A 16327-nucleotide genomic window follows, 5' to 3' on the forward strand; every position below is an offset into this window, starting at 1 on the left:
CTTTACTTTGGTGTGAACAGTTAAAGTATAACGCAGGAGCTTCTTGCGTTTTTTCTATTTTTATAACAAGGAAGCCAGGGATAGCGGTGATTAGCCGTTATTCCTGGCTTTCAAGTTTCAGTGTATAATGATGAAAATGGCTAGGGGTGGTGCTTATGCAAATTCGACCAATTATAAATCAGCAAGAACTCGGCCAGACCAGTGCCATCTTCCAACGAACCTGGCAGTCGGCCTACCGGGGACTGCTGCCTGCAGTGGGACTACGAGCGCTGCAACCGGACGATTGGGAAGCGGGCCTGGTACGGCCAGGTCGCCATAACTTGATTGCCCAGGCTGACGATTAGCTGGTGGGCGTTGTCAGCTACGGTACGCCGCGCAACCCGCAATATTTTTCAACTAATGCTGGTGAGCTGATGGCGCTCTACGTCCTCACTGAATATGAGAGTCAAGGGATCGGCACCCGGTTGCTCGCCCAAGCGGAAGCCGCGCTGGCAAAAAACTTTTCGCGGGCCGATTTGCTGGTTCTCGCGGAAAATAAGTCGGCTCGTTTCTTTTATCAGCGCCACGGCTGGCGGCCGACCGGTGTAGTGGTCAACCAGGTGATCTTTGGTCAGCCCGTCCGGTTACTTCAGTATGAAAAATCTCTTAAAAAATAGAACTCGGTGAATCTTCCGACCTTCAGGCGGGGAGATTCACTGAGTTTTTAAATTGCCATTAGAATTCCAGCGATGAGTAAACAGAGCACCGCCAGGCCAATGTACCTTCCTGTCCGCTGCCAGTGCCAGCGGATTTGCTGGCGCCGGTAGTCGTCGACGGTGGCCCTGATCCGCTGCTGGTTGGCCGCCGAGAAGTCGTGGGTCAGAAAATTTTTCTCGTGATCCAAACGGGGCGGGTAAAAGAGCCAGCGCCACCAGGAATAGTCGGGAAGGACGAACTGGCTGCGGGTGGTCCAACGGGGGTTGTGGGCCGCAACGGGCAGGATCAGGACGCGCTGGATCACGGCCGGCTTAATCTTGGCCTTGCTGTCGCAGTAGTCACTCACCGGAACGTTGATCAGAGCACCCAAGAGAACTTCCTGCCAGTGGTGGGGATGCTCCTGGATGTGCTGATGCAATGCTTGCTGCAGGTCGCGGGGCAGTTGATAATTGGCGATGCGGCCGTCGGTGAAGCGGACCTGGACCCAGTAGACCTTCTTTGGTTTATGTCTGCGATGGTGATGATGCTTAACTTCGTCTTGCTTTTTCTCTGCTAGTGCTCGCTGCGCAAACGACCAATCACGAGTGTCCATCAAAATCTCCTCCTCCCCAAAATTGAATAATGAATACTAAGCTAGCTATTCTGGAAAAAAGAGCGCCATCAGCTGGTCCAAAATTTGCTCGGGCACCAACTGCCGTTCCGTACGTTGCAGATAGTAGCTATCGCCCCGTAAGCAGGCGATCAGCATGTCGGAGCGAAAGGCCACTGTGATGGAACTCAGCCCTGGATTGGTTTTGCCAATCAAATTGGCGAACAAGTGGTGGAGTCGCTGATAGTTGGGCCGGGAATAATACTGGGTCGCCGATTCGAGGCTACCGGTGGGCAGGAGGTGCTGACGGTGCTCCCGAAAGCTTAGGTAGTCGCCGAGCACCTGGCGCACCGTTTCTCGGCTGATGTCTTTATTCTGGATCAAAGTCTCCTCGCGGGCGAGATAATCATCGAGCTGGGCGTAAGCCAGGGAGATGAAGAGATCGCCCCGTGTGGGAAAATTTCGGTAGAGGGTTCCCACGCCGACCCCGGCGGCCCGGGCAATTTGGGCCATTGTAATCTGGTCGGCCGCGTTTTCTGCCAGGAGCTGTTCGGTAGCCTTAAATATTTTTTGGCGGTTGTGTTGAGCGTCCGTTCGCATAGGTTGCCTCCAATGAAAATTGACAAAATTTCTTCTAAGGAATAGTATACCATTAATACATAAACGGAATATATTCCGGTAAGGAGGAGAACATGAATTTTCGGCAACGAATTGTTTTAACGATTGCGATGCTCAGCTACCTGTTGACGGCGATGTCGAACTGCCTGGTGATCACCGGCCTGACGAAGATCGCAACCGATCTGCACCTGGATCAGGTGGGGCTTTCCTGGGTCCAAAACGCCTATGGTCTGGCCTTTGGCAGCTTTTTGCTGCTGAGCGGGCGACTCAGCGATGCCTTTAGCCGACGACGGATCTTAAACGTCGCATTGGGGATTTGCTCGGTTCACTGCTGTCGGGTCTAGCTATGAGCGGTGGTGTCATGATCGCCGCCCGATTCTTGCAGGGGCTGGGTTCGGCACTGCTGGCGCCAACCAGCATGGCGCTTTTGATCGACTACTTTGAGGGCCCCGCCCTGGTCAAAGCGATCGCCTGGTATAGTTCGGTTTCCGGATTGGGAGCGAGCATCGGCCTGGTGCTCGGCGGCCTTTTTGCCAGCCTCTGGTCCTGGCGGTTGGGATTTTACCTAAACGTCCCGGTCTGCCTGCTGATGCTGTGCCTGTCGTGGCGGACGCTCAAGGAGTCGGCCATCTCCCAAGCGCACGAACGATTTGATCTGCTCGGCACACTTACCTCGGTTTTGACCTGCAGCCTGCTCGTCTGGGGTTTGAATGGTGCCGGTCAGCTGGTGCTTGTTTTGGTCCTTGCGATGATCTTCCTGATTGCTTTTGTGGTCATCGAATACCGCAGCCAGGCTCCCTTGCTGCCATTGCGGATTTTTAGGAACGGGGTGCGGACGATCGGCTACCTTTGCCGGGCGATCCTCAACGGGGCCGTGCTTGGCTACTGGTTCTTCGTTTCGGAATATCTCCAGCGGGTTCTGCACTATTCGCCGCTCGAAGTCGGTTTTGCTTATCTCCCGCTGTCGGTAACGCTCTTCTTGGCCGCGATGGTGGTTCCCCGACTGATCAACGCGTGGAACGACAAGGGCGTACTGATCCTGGCTAGTCTGACCATGCTGGCGGGTTTTGGTCTGGCTCTCGTGATGAATGGCCGCGGTTACTGGCTGGGTACCGGTCTGCCAATGCTGATCCTTGGGTGTGGTCAGGGCCTGGCGCTTGCCCCCACGACCAACATGGGAATCTATCAAGTGCCGGCGGAGCACAGCGGCACGGCGTCGGGGCTCGTCAATGTTGCCCACCAGCTCGGCGGCGTACTCGGCCTAGCCATGATGGTCAATTTTGGGACCAGCCTCGTAAGTGCGGGTGACGTAAATGACCAGTTTCGGGTAGCGATGATCGTCGCGCTTGCCATGATGGCACTGACGCTTTTGTTGGCAATTTTGGCGGGAAAAGAAGAAGCTGAATAAAAATTGCAAAATTCTCTTGACAATTTTGCTTGGTGCGTGTAAATTAAAATGCAATTAGAAAATGATTATAAAAACACGTTGAAAAGACAAGTAGTCCGACCAGCAGCGCGCAGAGAGTTTCCGTTTGGTGAAAGGAAATCGGTGCGGTCAGGCGAAGATCACTTTGAGTGCCCGGGTGAATATCAGTAACCCGCGGTGGGTGCAGCCCATTACAGCTGCCGTGTTTAGCGCTGGTCGCTGAACATTGAGGCTAGTGGTGCGAGCTGCTAGTGAATTTAGGGTGGTAACACGCGTGAGCGTCCCTTGACTCAGCAATGAGTCGGGGGCGCTTTTTTTTATAATCAGCAACTCTTAAGATTTAATGAGAAGGGATGGATTGATTATGAAGTTTACAGTAGTTGGAGCCGGTGCGATGGGCTTACGTTTTGGGGTGTTGCTGCAGGAAGCGGGGAACGAGGTTGACTTTGTCGAAGGCTGGCAACCCCACTATGACAAGATGAAGGAGCAAGGCGGCGTCTACGTGACCCGGGAGCACAAGAACAAGCACTTGGTTCCGGTTAACGTCTACACGCCAGAGGAATACACTGCCACCGACGCGGACTTTGTCTTCTTTGAACTCAAGCAGATGCAGCTGGACGAGATGCTGAAGCGCTGCGCCCACTTTCTCAAGGACCAATACTGCCTGACCGCCATGAACGGGATGGGCCATGTCGAAAAACTCTTGAAGTACTTCCCAAAGGAAAAACTGGTGGCCGGGACCGCACTGGTTGCCACCATCCTGACCGGCCCGGGCGAGGTCGAATTCGTCGGTGAACCGGGGATGGGGACCACTAACTGGGCCAACTACACCGAAAAACCGGACGAGAAGACCCATGAGCTGATGGCTGAGATGAAGAAGGCGAACTTCAACCCGTCGCTGAAGACCAACTTCCTCGGCACCTTAATGGCCAAGGTCGTCTTCAACTCCGTGGTCAACACCCTTTGTACGATGTTTGAAATCACCATGGGCCAGTACGCTAGCTTTGAAAAGGCCGATGACCTGTCCCGTCAGCTGATCGATGAGGCCTACGACGTCTGCGAACGGGCTGGGGTCCAACTGGTTTCGACCCGGGCCGAGGAGCTGGAGAGCGTCGACTACGTTTCTAAGGTCGGCAACCCGAACCACTACCCATCGATGTACCAGGACATGAGTCATAATCGGCCAGTCGAGGTCGACTACATCAACGGCTACTTCGTCAAGCTCGGCCGCAAGTATCATTACGAGGCCAAAACCCACGCCTTCGTAACCAACCTGGTTCACCTAGCTGAGGCAACCCGGGACGCTCGGAAATAACATTAACTAAAATTAAAACTTGATTAATCATTTTAACCGTATTATAATCAAAATAACTTCAAACGAAAGGAACGATTGTTATGTTAAACACACTTTGGCAAGCCTGGCAATGACTAAGTGAGACTACAACAACTAGTGTAGGCTCACCTTTGATGATGCGATCAAAAGAGTCTGCGCTAGGGCAATCGTTTAATCAAGACGGTCCCGATAGTGTAGATACTACCGGGACCTTTTTGTCGTAGTACCTGGACTCTGACAAAGAACAAAGGAGTTTGGGAATAATGAAAAAAGCAGAAATCAACGCACGCGCAGAAGAAACGAAGTACTACGGTGAATTCGGTGGACAATACGTCCCCGATGCTATCAAGCCGGCATTAAATGAAATTGCAACTTGTTATCAGGAAGTCAAGCACGACACCCGCTTTCGCGATGAGCTGGCCGGGTTCTTAAAGGACTATGCGGGCCGAGAAACGCCACTTTACTATGCCGAGGGGCTAACTAAGTACCTGGGTGGGGCTAAGATCTACTTCAAGCGTGAGGATTTGAATCACTTGGGTGCTCACAAGATCAACAACGCCCTGGGTCAGATCCTTTTGGCAAAGCGAATGGGCAAGAAGCAAATCATTGCAGAAACCGGGGCCGGCCAGCACGGTGTTGCCACCGCCGCCGCGGCCACCAAGCTCGGCCTTGATTGCAAGATCTACATGGGCCAGCTGGATACCGAGCGCCAGAAGCTGAACGTCTTTCGGATGCGGCTGATGGGCGCTGAGGTGGCGGCTGTCGGTGGGCCGAACGGCATCCTGGAAGACGCTATTCACGCGGCCTTTGCCGACCTGGCGGAAAACTACCAGGATACTTACTACCTGGTTGGCTCCGCGGTGGGGCCTTATCCTTACCCGGAAATGGTGCGCGACTTCCAGAGCGTAATCAGTAAGGAGGCGCGGCGACAGTTTCTGGATAAGGAAGGTCGGCTGCCGGATGCCGTGATTGCCTGTGTCGGCGGGGGCTCGAACGCGATCGGGGCCTTTGATAACTTCATCGATGATTCGTCGGTCCGCTTAATCGGAGCCGAGGCGGCCGGAAAGGGTATCGATACCCCGCAGAACGCCGCCACCCTGACGCTAGGAACGGTTGGCGTTAACGATGGGATGAAGTCCTATGTTCTGCAGGACCAGAATGGGCAGCCATTACCGGTTTATACTATTTCTGCCGGCCTGGACTACCCTGGTGTCGGACCGGAGCACTCGCTGCTCAAGGACATCAAGCGGGCTGAATATTACGCGATTACCGACGACGAGGCAGTCAATGCCTTCCAGTTAACCTCTAAATTAGAGGGAATCATTCCGGCGTTGGAGAGTTCCCACGCGATTGCGGAGGCGATCAAGGTCGCACCACAGATGGGCAAAGATCAACTGCTGATGGTCAACGTTTCCGGGCGTGGGGATAAGGACGTTCGTCAGGTGGCTGATTACTTGGGTGAAGAGATTTAATCATGTGCATGCTTTAAGTTAATAAGTAAAAGCGACGATTCGCAATCTGGTTTTGATTGCGGATCGTCGCTTTTTACTCTCGGCTTTCGCTCAAAAGTCCGTCCATAAAATTCTGCATGATCACTCGCCCACCGCTGGGCCGTTCGTGTTGTTGAAAAAGCATCTGATGGTGGACGTTTTCGTAACCAAAGAGGGCATTGGCGTAGTGCCTGATCTGATCGTCGTCGGGATTGTCGAGAAGTTGATTCGCCAAATTCGTCAGCCCAACCTTGATAGCCCGGCGCATTCGCTGAACCATAATTTTCTTTTCATGCCCGTCAATTTTAAGTTGGCTGGTCAGGTCGACGTCGCGATAATGCTCGTCCAGGCGGTCCATCAGGGTGATTACTTGAAGAATATCGGCGCTTCCCAGTTCGGCCGCCATGCCGAGGACCTTGAGGATCGTGTTGGCCCCTTCCTTGACAGAGACTGGTTCTGGAGTCGGCTTGGCGCCGTTAAACTGATTAACCATCGCTGAGATCGACGAGAGCTGCTGGGCCATTTGGAGACTTTGCTCGACCTTGGTGATCACCGTCTTAACTTCGATCAGGTTGACTGGTTTATTGATAAAAAATTCAATCCCGGCTTGGTAGGCCTTGGCCCGCAGATCGCTGTCCTGAACCTTGGAGATCATGATGAAACGCACCTGGGGCTTGGCTGCCTTGACCGCTTTAACGAGGTCGATTCCCGAAAGGTCGGGCATCAAAAGATCGGCAAGCACGATGTCGACGTCCCGTAATTGAATCTCATTCTGGGCTTGACGGGGACTAGTGGTCATGCCGATAACCTCGTCATTGAAATTTTGCTCGATGATGTTTTGCAGGACGTAAAGAATTGCCTGATCATCATCAACAATGTAGAACTTCATCTTAGTTGGCCCCCTTGCTAGTTAATAGTTTTTTGTTCAGGGAAACGGTAAAGGTGGTGCTGCTCCCTTCCTTGGAGTTGACCGTGATCCGCCCGGCAAACTGATCCTGAACGATTGATTGAACGTTGGAGAGACCGATCCCGCGATAGATGTCGCCAGACTGATCGAATTTTGTTGAAAAGCCGGCCTTGAAGATTAGCGGCAACATTGCCTCAGGAATCCCGCTGCCGTTGTCGTGAACAGTGACCTGAACGTCTTCATTCCGCTCTTGAACCGTAATCGCGATTTCCCCGTTGCGCTTTTTGCCAATCGCATCGATCCCGTTAAGAATCAAGTTGGAGAGGATCGTCACTAGGTAGTAGTGTTCGGGAACCGTGCAATCAAGGCTGTTTTGGACCACCAGGTTGATGTCGAGGTGGCGGGAATGAATGATCATTTGGGAATAGGAGCTAACGATCTTTAAAATGTCGTTCATCTTCATCGGGGCATTGTCCTGGTCATCGAAATAATCACCCAGTCCCTTGATGACATCTTGATAGGAGTGCTTGATCTCGTGAACCCGCTGGGCAATTTGGTAGGCCATCTTTTGTTCTTCCGGCAGTTGCTCGGTCTTGAGACGCTCGTTGAGCAGGTAGGCGTTTTTCGTGACGGTTTCGATGTCGCTGACGTTTTTCTTCATGAAGTAGACCTCGCTCTTGACGGCAGCGGCCACCCAGATGAAGTGGTAGTACTGCTGCTCGTGCTCCTCACTGCGGACGATTAGTAGTTGGAAGTAGTGAAAAAGAAAGGAAATAAGGGTGGCCACCAGCGTGCGGACCAGGGCGACGACAAAGACCAGTTCGACAACGTAGAGGGTCAAACCCTGCATCCGGGTTAAGAAGCCGATCTCCAGTAAGTTTGACAGGTAATCACAGATCACGATCGTTAAAAAGAAGGCCGAATTGTTGCGGAAATGGCGCTGCCAGTAAAGCAGGTAGTAGATAATTACGTAGCAGCTGAAATAGAGAATGTCGGCCACCGTGTAGCTGAGAACGTGGGTGGTGTTACGGGTGAGGAGCAGGACTAGACCGCGAAAAACCGGCGAGGCGATTGCGATGGCAAAGCCAAGCTGGAGGGGGTTAAGGTCCTGGTTGAAGTAGAGAAAGACCGGCAAGAGCAGGGCGGAAAGGGCGATGATGAAGCCGGGCACGAAGGCGTTGAATTCGGCTTGGGAGGCCAGGGCGACGCAGATGGCCGCAATGATGATTCGCTGCCACTTATGATAATTAAGGAAACTAGGGTTCTTGATCATGATTACCTCTAAAGCTGCTGTGAAGTTTTATGATTTTTTCTGAATATATTGGAAAGCGCTTTCTATAATAAAAAGTGTTTTTGAGGACGAAACGATTTCGTTTTGCCTCATCATTCACCATTATACGCTAGTTAACGATCTGACAGCACCTTGATGGTGAAAAGCAATTATTCTATTGTAAGGGAGTTAAGATTATGGACGCAACTGTCGAACAGCCGCGGAAGAAAAAGTGGAAATTGAAGATGCCCGGCGCCTTCACGATCCTGTTCTTCCTAACGGTGATTTCAGTCATGCTGACCTGGTTTGTGCCGGCGGGGTCCTATTCCAAGGTTTCCTATGGGCACCACGAGCTGACGGTGACCCAACCGAGTGGTAAGAAGACCACCATGCCCGCCACCCAGGCGTCACTGAAGAAACTGAATGTCCAAATTGACATTGACCAGTTTACCTCGGGAGCGATCTCCAAGCCGGTTTCGGTTCCCGGAACCTATAAGCGCTTAAAGCAGCACCCGGCCAGCCTTTATTCAATCTTTACCAGCATGGTCAACGGGACGATGCAGGCCGTAGACATCATGATCTTCATCTTTGTCCTGGGAGGCCTGATCGGGGTCGTTAAGGCGAGTGGGGCCTTTGAATCCGGATTGGAGGCACTGACCAAGCGCTCAAAGGGGAAGGAATTCGTCCTCGTCTTCATGGTTGCCGTGCTTTTGGCCTTCGGGGGAACCTTGTGTGGGATTGAAGAAGAGGCCGTGGCCTTCTACCCAATCCTGGCGCCAGTCTTCATCTCGATGGGCTACGACTCGATCGTGACCGTCGGGGCCATCTTCTTGGCCTCCTCCATCGGGACGACCTTCTCGATCATCAACCCGTTCCAGGTTGTAATTGCCTCGAACGCCGCCGGAACCCAGTTCACCCAGGGGATGACGGGCCGGATCGTCGGCTTCACGGTTGCCGTGATCTGCCTGCTCTTCTACCTGCACTGGTACGCCCGTAAGGTACAGAAGGATCCGACCTTCTCCTACACTTACGAGGACAAGGCCAAGTTCGACGCGATGTGGTCGATGGACTCAACGGAGGAAAAGGACCTCTCCTTCACCACGAAGAAAAAGATCATCCTGGTTCTTTTTGCCTGTGCCTTTCCGATCATGATCTGGGGTGTGATGGCGAAGAATTGGGCCTTCCCGGACATGGCGGCTTCATTCCTGCTAATCGCCGTGATTATCATGTTCCTGACCTGTTTTGGGAAGAAGGACGGCCTGGGTGAATACCAGACTACCGAGGCTTTCTCAAACGGTGCCGCCAGCCTGGTTGGGGTATCCTTGATCATCGGTCTGGCCCGGGGAATCAACAACATCTTAAACGAAGGTTACATCTCCGACACGATTCTCTATGCTTCATCCGAATTGGTTAAGCACATGAGCGGGTCCGTCTTCATCATCATGATGATGCTGATCTTCTTCGTTCTGGGCTTCATCGTGCCATCCTCATCCGGCCTGGCTGTATTGGCAATGCCAATCATGGCCCCGCTGGCCGACACGGTTCACATTCCACGTTACATCGTGGTTACGGCCTACCAGTTCGGTCAGTACGCAATGCTCTTCCTGGCCCCAACCGGCCTGGTAATGGCAACCCTGCAGATGTTGGACATGAAGTATTCGCACTGGTTCCGCTTCGTTTGGCCAGTGGTCCTCTTTGTCCTCATCTTCGGTGGTGGGATCCTGGTAACTGAAGTACTGCTTGCCTAATTTGCACATGGCTGTCTCTTTTTAAGAGGCGGCCTTTTTTGTTGACTAAAAAATTGACAGCTGATGAAAATGCCGTCAGTTTGCTGCTGGTGGGCCGTTGCTCAATATGATTGGGGGAGAATATAATATGATTTGAAACGGGGGAGCAAAATGAAAAAGAAATCTTTATATCTAATGGGGATGCTTGTGACGATGTCATTACTACTTGGTGGCTGTGGCGCAAATTCAACAGCGCATCACAATAGCACCAGCAGTAGCAGTAGTTCAGCCGTGACCAAGACTACTACTTCTTCTACTTCGAGCAGTAAGACGAGCACCACGCATTCTCAGTCCGCGGCGCTGTGGAATCATAATAAAGACGCCCAGCTGACGACCTTTATTAATCAGTCGGCACCGACGATGCACCAGTCATACACCAAATATGATGGGGCAACCGATTTGAAAACGAATCCGGGAACGGAATACCCAAGTGATTTTAAGATGACAACGGTTGAAGGGGATAATGCTTCAATCGGTTGGGCGCCATCCGGAAAGGGCAACTACGACTACAATGTGGTTGCACTCTATAATTACAATGGTTCTAACACGAGCCACATCACCTATGCCTTCGCCTTTCACGATGGGCAACCGGTAGCCTTGGTTGATCAAAGCACGAATGGCACGCCCAATTGGACGCCGACCAAAAATACGGATGTTCAAAGCAATTTTGAGCGGATTGCCGACGCACAATAAATTAGTAAAGGCGAATGCAACATCAAAAGGCTAGGATAATGTTCGCTCGCTTTCCAAATCGACAAGCTGTATAATAGGAATAACGATTTACTACTTTGGGAGGGTGAATAAAATCGCAACAATCAAGGAGATCGCTGCCAAGGCCGGATACTCACCAGCGACAGTTTCGCGGCTTTTAAATAACGATCCAAACCTTTCAACGACTACTGAAACCCGCCGGAAAATAATGGAGGTTGCGGATCAACTGGGCTACTGGAAAGATCACCAGCGAAAGATTGATCGTTCGCAGCAATTTAAACTGGCGTTACTTTACCGTATTAGTGGGGAAGAGCAGCTGCAGGACGAGTACTTTGCTTTTCTGCGAAAGGCCATCATCAAGGAGGCCGATGCGGAGGGGATCCAGTTGCAAAGTTTCCAGCATATTGAAGATTTGATTGCCGCCGCTGATTCCTTTCACGGCTTCATTGGGGTAGGAGCCGATCGGGTAACGATTGAAAAATTGACGGCCTTGCATCAAAAATTACCAGCGGGGGTTTTCATTGATATTAATCCTGCACCGCGTCTTTTTGACTCCGTTCGCCCGAATTTGGAGCTAACGATTCAGGACGCCTTGCAGAAACTGGTTGCAGCCGGTCATCGGCGAATCGGCTTTATTGGCGGAAAAGGTCTCAAAATTAATAACGTTCAACAAAATGATGTCCGTGAGATGGCCTTTCGCGAATTTACCAGTATGCAGGGAATTCGTGAGGCACCGGTATTCGTTGGTGGGCAATTTAATGTTGAAACCGGCTATCAACTCGGAAAACAGGTACTAGAGCAAATGGGTGATCATTTGCCGGATGCCTTTATCATTGCTTCGGACACGTTGAGCGTCGGGGTGCTTCAGGCGTTTAATGAGGCCGGGGTAATGGTTCCGCGCGATGCAGCGATTATCAGCATCAACAATAGCGAAGTGGCGAACTATGTTTCCCCACCGTTATCGTCGTATAACATCAATCAGGAAACACTGAGCTGGATGGCGCTAAGCTTACTCCGTGACCTCATTCGTCACCCCTCCAGTCCGCATGTCCATCTTCAAGTTAACACGGACTTGGTGGTGCGCAAGAGCTTTATTCCGAAGAATGATGATTAGGGCCTTATTGTAAAAGGGTCCTTTTTTATTTTTTCAGCCAAAGCAACGGTTTAGTAAATGATTTACGAATTTAGCATAAACTATTTACTAAATGAGCTAGTTGAAGTACAATAAATTTTGAAAACGATTACAAGAATTGTCGTTGAGGAGGTTATCGTATGGCAGCAACTAGCCACAAACTAACCGGGAAACAGATTGCTTCTCGCGCATCATTTTGTTTTGGTAATGTTGGTCACTCTGCCCTTTTATGGGGTGATGAGTACTTACTTTATCATTTTTGTCACCGGCGGGATGTTCAATGGCCTGCCGAAGTCCGTTTCTAACCGCCTGATTGGTTTAATTACCGGTCTGATCGTGGGAGTCCGGATTCTGGAACTGTTGATTGACCCGCTGCTGGGGAACATCGTTGACAATACCAAGTCGCGCTGGGGAAAGTTTAAGCCCTGGATCATGATCGGGAACATCGTCAGTGTCATCCTGCTTCTGGTGCTCTTTACCGGGATCTTTGGCCTGGCCAAGGTCAACTGGGTACTGTTTGCGGTCTTATTTGTAATTATCTTTATCAGTTTTGATATTTTCTACTCTCTTTCAGATGTTTCCTATTGGGGAATGGTTCCAGCGATCAGTGAAGATTCTCAAGAACGGGGCGTTTACACCTCACTGGGGGCCTTTGCCGGGACAATCGGCTGGAATGGTCTGACGATCATTGTAGTCCCAACCGTTACCTACTTCACCTACCTGGCAACCGGGAAACACAACGAAGGGCCGATCGGTTGGTTTGCCTTTGCGGCCATTGTTTCCGCCGTCGCCCTGTTGAGTGCGATTGCCGTTTGCCTGGGAACCAAAGAAAAGTACAACATCATTCGGAAGTCGGCTCAGGACAAGACCACGATTGGTCAAGTCTTCTCCGCAATCTTCCACAATGACCAGATTTTGTGGCCAAGTTTAGCCTACCTACTGTACTCCTGTGCCTACGTCATCACTAACGGGGTACTATTCTACCTTTACAAGTTCGTTATCGGTAAGCCTGGCGAATTTTGGATCGTTGGTGTTATTGCTACGATCATCGGCTTCTGCACGAGCCCGCTTTTCCCAATCCTGAACAAGTTCATTCCGCGGAAGTGGCTCTTCATTGGCGGTCAGATTTCAATGGCCCTTGCTTATGTGATCTTTATCTTCTTCCGGACCAATGTCTTTATGATGGACCTCGGCCTGGTGCTCTTTAACATTAACTTCGCCCAGCTGGTCACTGTCCTGACCCTGACCGACGCGATTGAATATGGTCAGTTGCACAACGGTCAGCGGAACGAAGCCGTCGTTCTTGCCGTGCGGCCAATGATCGATAAGCTGACCGGTGCCATTTCCAACGGCCTGGTTGGCTACATTGCCATCGCGGCCGGAATGACCGGTTCTGCCACGGCTGCCGACATGACGGCCCACGACATTCACACCTTTGATAGCATGGCCTTCTACATCCCACTGGTCTTTGCACTCTTGGCAATCGTTGCCTTTGCCTGGAAGGTAACCCTGAGCGAAAAGAAGCACGCCGTCATTGTCGAAGAATTAAAGGACAAGCTTGCTAATGACGGTGCTACTGTTGAAATGCCGGCTGAAAAGGCTGCGGATGAAGTCAAGGTTGAACACGTTGCCGCACCGGTTAGCGGGAAGGTGATCGCCATGAAAGACGTCATTGACACCGATGGGCAGCCGTTCCCCGGAACTGGCTTTGCAATTCAACCGAGTGAGGGCAAGATTTACGCACCGTTTGACGGTCAGATCAACTTCACCTTCGGCACTCGCCACGCCTTCGGAATTACCTCTGATCAAGGCTTAGGCATGGTCGTTCACATCGGAATTGGCACCGTCAACATGCGGGGTGAGGGCTTTAACACCCACTATACCGATGGGGAAGAGGTCAAGACTGGTCAATTGCTCTTTGACTTTGACCGCGACCAGATTCTCAATGCTGGTTACCAGGACGTTGTCGTGAACTTCTTTACGGAGCCTAAGCGGATCAGTGCCATGAAGGGACTTGAGCCTGGCAAGCAGGTTAACCATGGTGACTCAGTTGTCGACGTCGAATTTAAGTAGAGGAGTGGATTTTATGAAGAAGGGAATTCCTGATTTCCTATACGGTGGTGACTATAATCCGGAACAATGGCCGGAAGACACCTGGAAAGACGATCTTAAGGTCTTCAAGCAGGCGGATCTCAATTCGGCGACCGTTAATGTCTTCTCCTGGTCGCTATTGGAACCACGCGAGGGTGAGTTTGACTTTTCAATGTTGGACAAGATCATTGAGAACCTCTCGGCGGCCAACTTTGACATTGTCCTGGCCACCTCCACCGCGGCAATGCCGGCCTGGATGTTCAAAAAATATCCCGATGTTGCCCGGGTTGACTATCAGGGACGGCGCCACGTCTTCGGTGCCCGGCACAACTTCTGCCCGTCTAGTGAAAACTATCGGCGCCTAGCCCGCCAATTGGTCCTGAAGTTAGCCCAGCGCTACCACGACAATCCGCACATTGTGGCCTGGCACGTCAACAACGAGTACGGTGGCAACTGCTACTGTGACAACTGTGCAGCGACCTTCCGGGAATGGCTCAAGGCTCGCTACCAGACGCTAGATGCTCTGAACGCCGCCTGGAACATGAATGTCTGGTCCCACGCCATTCATGACTGGGACGAGATCGTGGTGCCCAATGAGCTGGGTGACGCCTGGGGACCCGAGGGCACGGAAACGATTGTAGCCGGCCTGTCGGTAGACTACCTGCGTTTCCAATCTGATCAGATGTTGGAGCTTTTCAAGCTGGAAAAGAAGCTGATCGAGCAGTACTCACCGGATATTCCGGTGACGACCAACTTCCACAGCCTGCCGAACAAGATGATCGACTATCAGAAGTGGGCCAAGGACCAGGACATCATTTCCTACGATAGCTACCCGGCCTACAACATGCCGACCTATCATCCGGCCTTCCTCTACGACCTGATGCGGACGCTCAAACACCGGCCGTTCATGCTGATGGAATCAACCCCATCCCAGGTGAACTGGCAGCCATACAGTCCACTGAAGCGACCGGGCCAGATGCGGGCGACCGAGCTTCAGGCGGTAGCCCACGGTGCCGACACTGTTCAGTTCTTCCAACTCAAGCAGGCGCTGGGTGGTTCAGAGAAGTTCCACGGGGCAGTGATTGCCCACTCTGGGCGGACCGATACCCGGGCATTTAAGGAAGTTGCCGAACTGGGGCATGACCTCAAACGGGTTGGCCCGATGATTCAGCATTCGACGACCCCGGCCAAGGTGGCCCTGATCTTTGACTGGAGCAACTTCTGGTCTTTCGAGTACATCGACGGGATCACCCAGGATCTGGAATATATTCCGCTGATTCTCGACTACTACCGGCAGTTCTATGAGCGCAACATTCCAACCGACGTGATCAGTGTCGACGACGACTTCAGTCAGTATGACCTGGTTGTGGCTCCGATCCTCTACATGGTCAAGCCGGGCCTGGACCAGAAGATCAACCAATACGTGAAAAGCGGTGGTCACTTTGTCACCACCTTCATGTCGGGGATGGTCGGTCCGTCCGACAACATCTATCCGGGGGGCTACCCAGGACCGCTGAAGGACGTTACCGGCGTTTGGGTCGAGGAGAGCGACGCCGTTCTGCCTGACCAAGCCGTTAAGGTTAAAGTTGGCGACAGCGACTACGATGCCCACCTGATCTGTGATCTTATTCATCCGCAAGGCGCCACCGTTCTGGCTAGCTATGACAGCGAATTTTATGCTGGTACGGCGGCAGTCACCGAGAACAAGTATGGTCAGGGAACCGCCTGGTACATCGGCAGCCGGCTTGAACATGCCGGCCTGAGTAAGCTGATCGACCGCATCGTCAAGGGTGCTGGTGTTCAGCCACTGATTGCGGAACAAACTCCGCTAGAAATCACCAAGCGGGTCACCGCTGAAGGTCGCGAACTCTACTTTGTCCTCAACATGGGCAATGACACTCAGCAACTGCCGGAAAGTCTGCAAGGCTATCATGATCTTTTGACGGACAAACCGGCCGCGGCGCAGTTAAATGGTTGGGACGTCGAAATTCTTGCGCAAAACTAACTTGAACTTACATATTGATTTCTCCCAAAATAAGGGGCAGCACTTGGTTTTTAACAAGCGAATGCTGTCCCTTTATTGTTACCAATTCTAATTTGAGAAGCACCAACTAAACGACTACAATGGGGCTAGATGTTAAATAATTTGAATGAAGAGTCATGTGGTAATAAGTCAAGATAAAATTATCACTGACAAACTTGTTTTGACCAGATTTTTGACGCACTTAAATAAGCCTTGGTACCAAGGTGTTTTAAAAGCTAAGCGTCGAGAATCAA

At 51.7% G+C, this 16327-nt stretch carries 14 protein-coding genes, 1 pseudogene and 1 other annotated feature; of the genes and pseudogenes, 11 read left to right on the plus strand and 4 right to left on the minus strand.

Annotated elements, in window-relative coordinates; genetic code table 11:
- Nucleotides 1–155 precede the first annotated feature (155 nt).
- Together OCT58_RS08240 and OCT58_RS08245 are read left to right on the plus strand one after the other, a co-directional pair.
- On the plus strand, nt 156–344 hold the full coding sequence (locus tag OCT58_RS08240; protein WP_267202393.1) for a hypothetical protein: 189 nt from the start codon (nt 156–158) through the stop codon (nt 342–344).
- Between the two features lie 3 nt (nt 345–347).
- Nucleotides 348–656: a GNAT family N-acetyltransferase gene (locus tag OCT58_RS08245; protein ID WP_267202394.1), complete on the plus strand. Its 309-nt coding sequence runs from the start codon at nt 348–350 to the stop codon at nt 654–656.
- A gap of 47 nt (nt 657–703) precedes the next feature.
- On the opposite strand, the gene OCT58_RS08250 is transcribed toward OCT58_RS08245, so the two are convergent.
- Together OCT58_RS08250 and OCT58_RS08255 are read right to left on the minus strand one after the other, a co-directional pair.
- Nucleotides 704–1288, minus strand: coding sequence for a DUF7679 family protein (locus tag OCT58_RS08250; protein ID WP_267202395.1), 585 nt, complete (start codon nt 1286–1288; stop codon nt 704–706).
- 45 nt (nt 1289–1333) lie between these two features.
- Nucleotides 1334–1885: a TetR/AcrR family transcriptional regulator gene (locus OCT58_RS08255; protein ID WP_267202396.1), complete on the minus strand. Its 552-nt coding sequence runs from the start codon at nt 1883–1885 to the stop codon at nt 1334–1336.
- Between the two features lie 92 nt (nt 1886–1977).
- On the opposite strand from OCT58_RS08255, the gene OCT58_RS08260 reads away from it, so the two are divergent.
- From OCT58_RS08260 to trpB, 4 genes are all read left to right on the plus strand, one after another.
- The gene (locus OCT58_RS08260) at nt 1978–2247 is read left to right on the plus strand and encodes an MFS transporter (RefSeq protein ID WP_267202397.1); all 270 of its coding nucleotides are present in this window, start codon (nt 1978–1980) and stop codon (nt 2245–2247) included.
- Between the two features lie 17 nt (nt 2248–2264).
- Nucleotides 2265–3311: an MFS transporter gene (locus tag OCT58_RS08265; RefSeq protein WP_267202398.1), complete on the plus strand. Its 1047-nt coding sequence runs from the start codon at nt 2265–2267 to the stop codon at nt 3309–3311.
- A gap of 69 nt (nt 3312–3380) precedes the next feature.
- Nucleotides 3381–3618: a binding site (T-box leader), on the plus strand.
- Nucleotides 3619–3693: 75 nt separating this feature from the next.
- Nucleotides 3694–4644: a ketopantoate reductase family protein gene (locus tag OCT58_RS08270; protein WP_267202399.1), complete on the plus strand. Its 951-nt coding sequence runs from the start codon at nt 3694–3696 to the stop codon at nt 4642–4644.
- Between the two features lie 281 nt (nt 4645–4925).
- Nucleotides 4926–6134 carry a tryptophan synthase subunit beta gene (gene trpB, locus OCT58_RS08275; protein WP_267202400.1) on the plus strand — a complete coding sequence of 403 codons (1209 nt, stop codon included), beginning with the start codon at nt 4926–4928 and terminating at the stop codon, nt 6132–6134.
- Nucleotides 6135–6207: 73 nt separating this feature from the next.
- Here trpB and OCT58_RS08280 read toward each other — a convergent pair whose 3' ends face one another.
- Both OCT58_RS08280 and OCT58_RS08285 read right to left on the minus strand, forming a co-directional pair.
- Nucleotides 6208–7041: a DNA-binding domain-containing protein gene (locus OCT58_RS08280; RefSeq protein WP_267202401.1), complete on the minus strand. Its 834-nt coding sequence runs from the start codon at nt 7039–7041 to the stop codon at nt 6208–6210.
- A 1-nt stretch (nt 7042) separates the two neighbouring features.
- Complete coding sequence (locus tag OCT58_RS08285; protein ID WP_267202402.1) at nt 7043–8332, minus strand: sensor histidine kinase; 1290 nt, start codon at nt 8330–8332, stop codon at nt 7043–7045.
- 194 nt (nt 8333–8526) lie between these two features.
- Here OCT58_RS08285 and OCT58_RS08290 point away from each other — a divergent pair, with 194 nt between their 5' ends.
- The 5 genes and pseudogenes from OCT58_RS08290 (at nt 8527) to OCT58_RS08310 (ending at nt 16055) form a co-directional block, all read left to right on the plus strand.
- Nucleotides 8527–10077, plus strand: a complete 1551-nt coding sequence (locus tag OCT58_RS08290) for a YfcC family protein (protein ID WP_267202403.1) — start codon at nt 8527–8529, stop codon at nt 10075–10077.
- Nucleotides 10078–10227: 150 nt separating this feature from the next.
- Nucleotides 10228–10809, plus strand: a complete 582-nt coding sequence (locus OCT58_RS08295; protein ID WP_267202404.1) for a DUF4767 domain-containing protein — start codon at nt 10228–10230, stop codon at nt 10807–10809.
- Nucleotides 10810–10921: 112 nt separating this feature from the next.
- A complete protein-coding gene (locus OCT58_RS08300) occupies nt 10922–11941 on the plus strand; it encodes a LacI family DNA-binding transcriptional regulator (protein WP_267202406.1) in 1020 nt (339 codons plus the stop codon).
- A 158-nt stretch (nt 11942–12099) separates the two neighbouring features.
- Nucleotides 12100–14032, plus strand: a pseudogene (locus tag OCT58_RS08305) (sugar MFS transporter).
- A gap of 13 nt (nt 14033–14045) precedes the next feature.
- Nucleotides 14046–16055, plus strand: a complete 2010-nt coding sequence (locus OCT58_RS08310) for a beta-galactosidase (protein WP_267202405.1) — start codon at nt 14046–14048, stop codon at nt 16053–16055.
- Nucleotides 16056–16327: the final 272 nt, after the last annotated feature.

It is taken from the genome of Limosilactobacillus kribbianus, from assembly GCF_026413145.1.
Lineage (GTDB): Bacteria > Bacillota > Bacilli > Lactobacillales > Lactobacillaceae > Limosilactobacillus > Limosilactobacillus kribbianus.

What these genes read in the sequence shown, in the direction of transcription:
- OCT58_RS08240 (WP_267202393.1), top strand. Translation starts at nt 156, where the DNA reads ATGCAAATTCGACCAATTATAAATCAGCAAGAACTCGGCCAGACCAGT.
- OCT58_RS08250 (WP_267202395.1), bottom strand. Translation starts at nt 1,288, where the DNA reads ATGGACACTCGTGATTGGTCGTTTGCGCAGCGAGCACTAGCAGAGAAA.
- OCT58_RS08255 (WP_267202396.1), bottom strand. Translation starts at nt 1,885, where the DNA reads ATGCGAACGGACGCTCAACACAACCGCCAAAAAATATTTAAGGCTACC.
- OCT58_RS08260 (WP_267202397.1), top strand. Translation starts at nt 1,978, where the DNA reads ATGAATTTTCGGCAACGAATTGTTTTAACGATTGCGATGCTCAGCTAC.
- OCT58_RS08265 (WP_267202398.1), top strand. Translation starts at nt 2,265, where the DNA reads ATGATCGCCGCCCGATTCTTGCAGGGGCTGGGTTCGGCACTGCTGGCG.
- OCT58_RS08270 (WP_267202399.1), top strand. Translation starts at nt 3,694, where the DNA reads ATGAAGTTTACAGTAGTTGGAGCCGGTGCGATGGGCTTACGTTTTGGG.
- trpB (WP_267202400.1), top strand. Translation starts at nt 4,926, where the DNA reads ATGAAAAAAGCAGAAATCAACGCACGCGCAGAAGAAACGAAGTACTAC.
- OCT58_RS08280 (WP_267202401.1), bottom strand. Translation starts at nt 7,041, where the DNA reads ATGAAGTTCTACATTGTTGATGATGATCAGGCAATTCTTTACGTCCTG.
- OCT58_RS08285 (WP_267202402.1), bottom strand. Translation starts at nt 8,332, where the DNA reads ATGATCAAGAACCCTAGTTTCCTTAATTATCATAAGTGGCAGCGAATC.
- OCT58_RS08290 (WP_267202403.1), top strand. Translation starts at nt 8,527, where the DNA reads ATGGACGCAACTGTCGAACAGCCGCGGAAGAAAAAGTGGAAATTGAAG.
- OCT58_RS08295 (WP_267202404.1), top strand. Translation starts at nt 10,228, where the DNA reads ATGAAAAAGAAATCTTTATATCTAATGGGGATGCTTGTGACGATGTCA.
- OCT58_RS08310 (WP_267202405.1), top strand. Translation starts at nt 14,046, where the DNA reads ATGAAGAAGGGAATTCCTGATTTCCTATACGGTGGTGACTATAATCCG.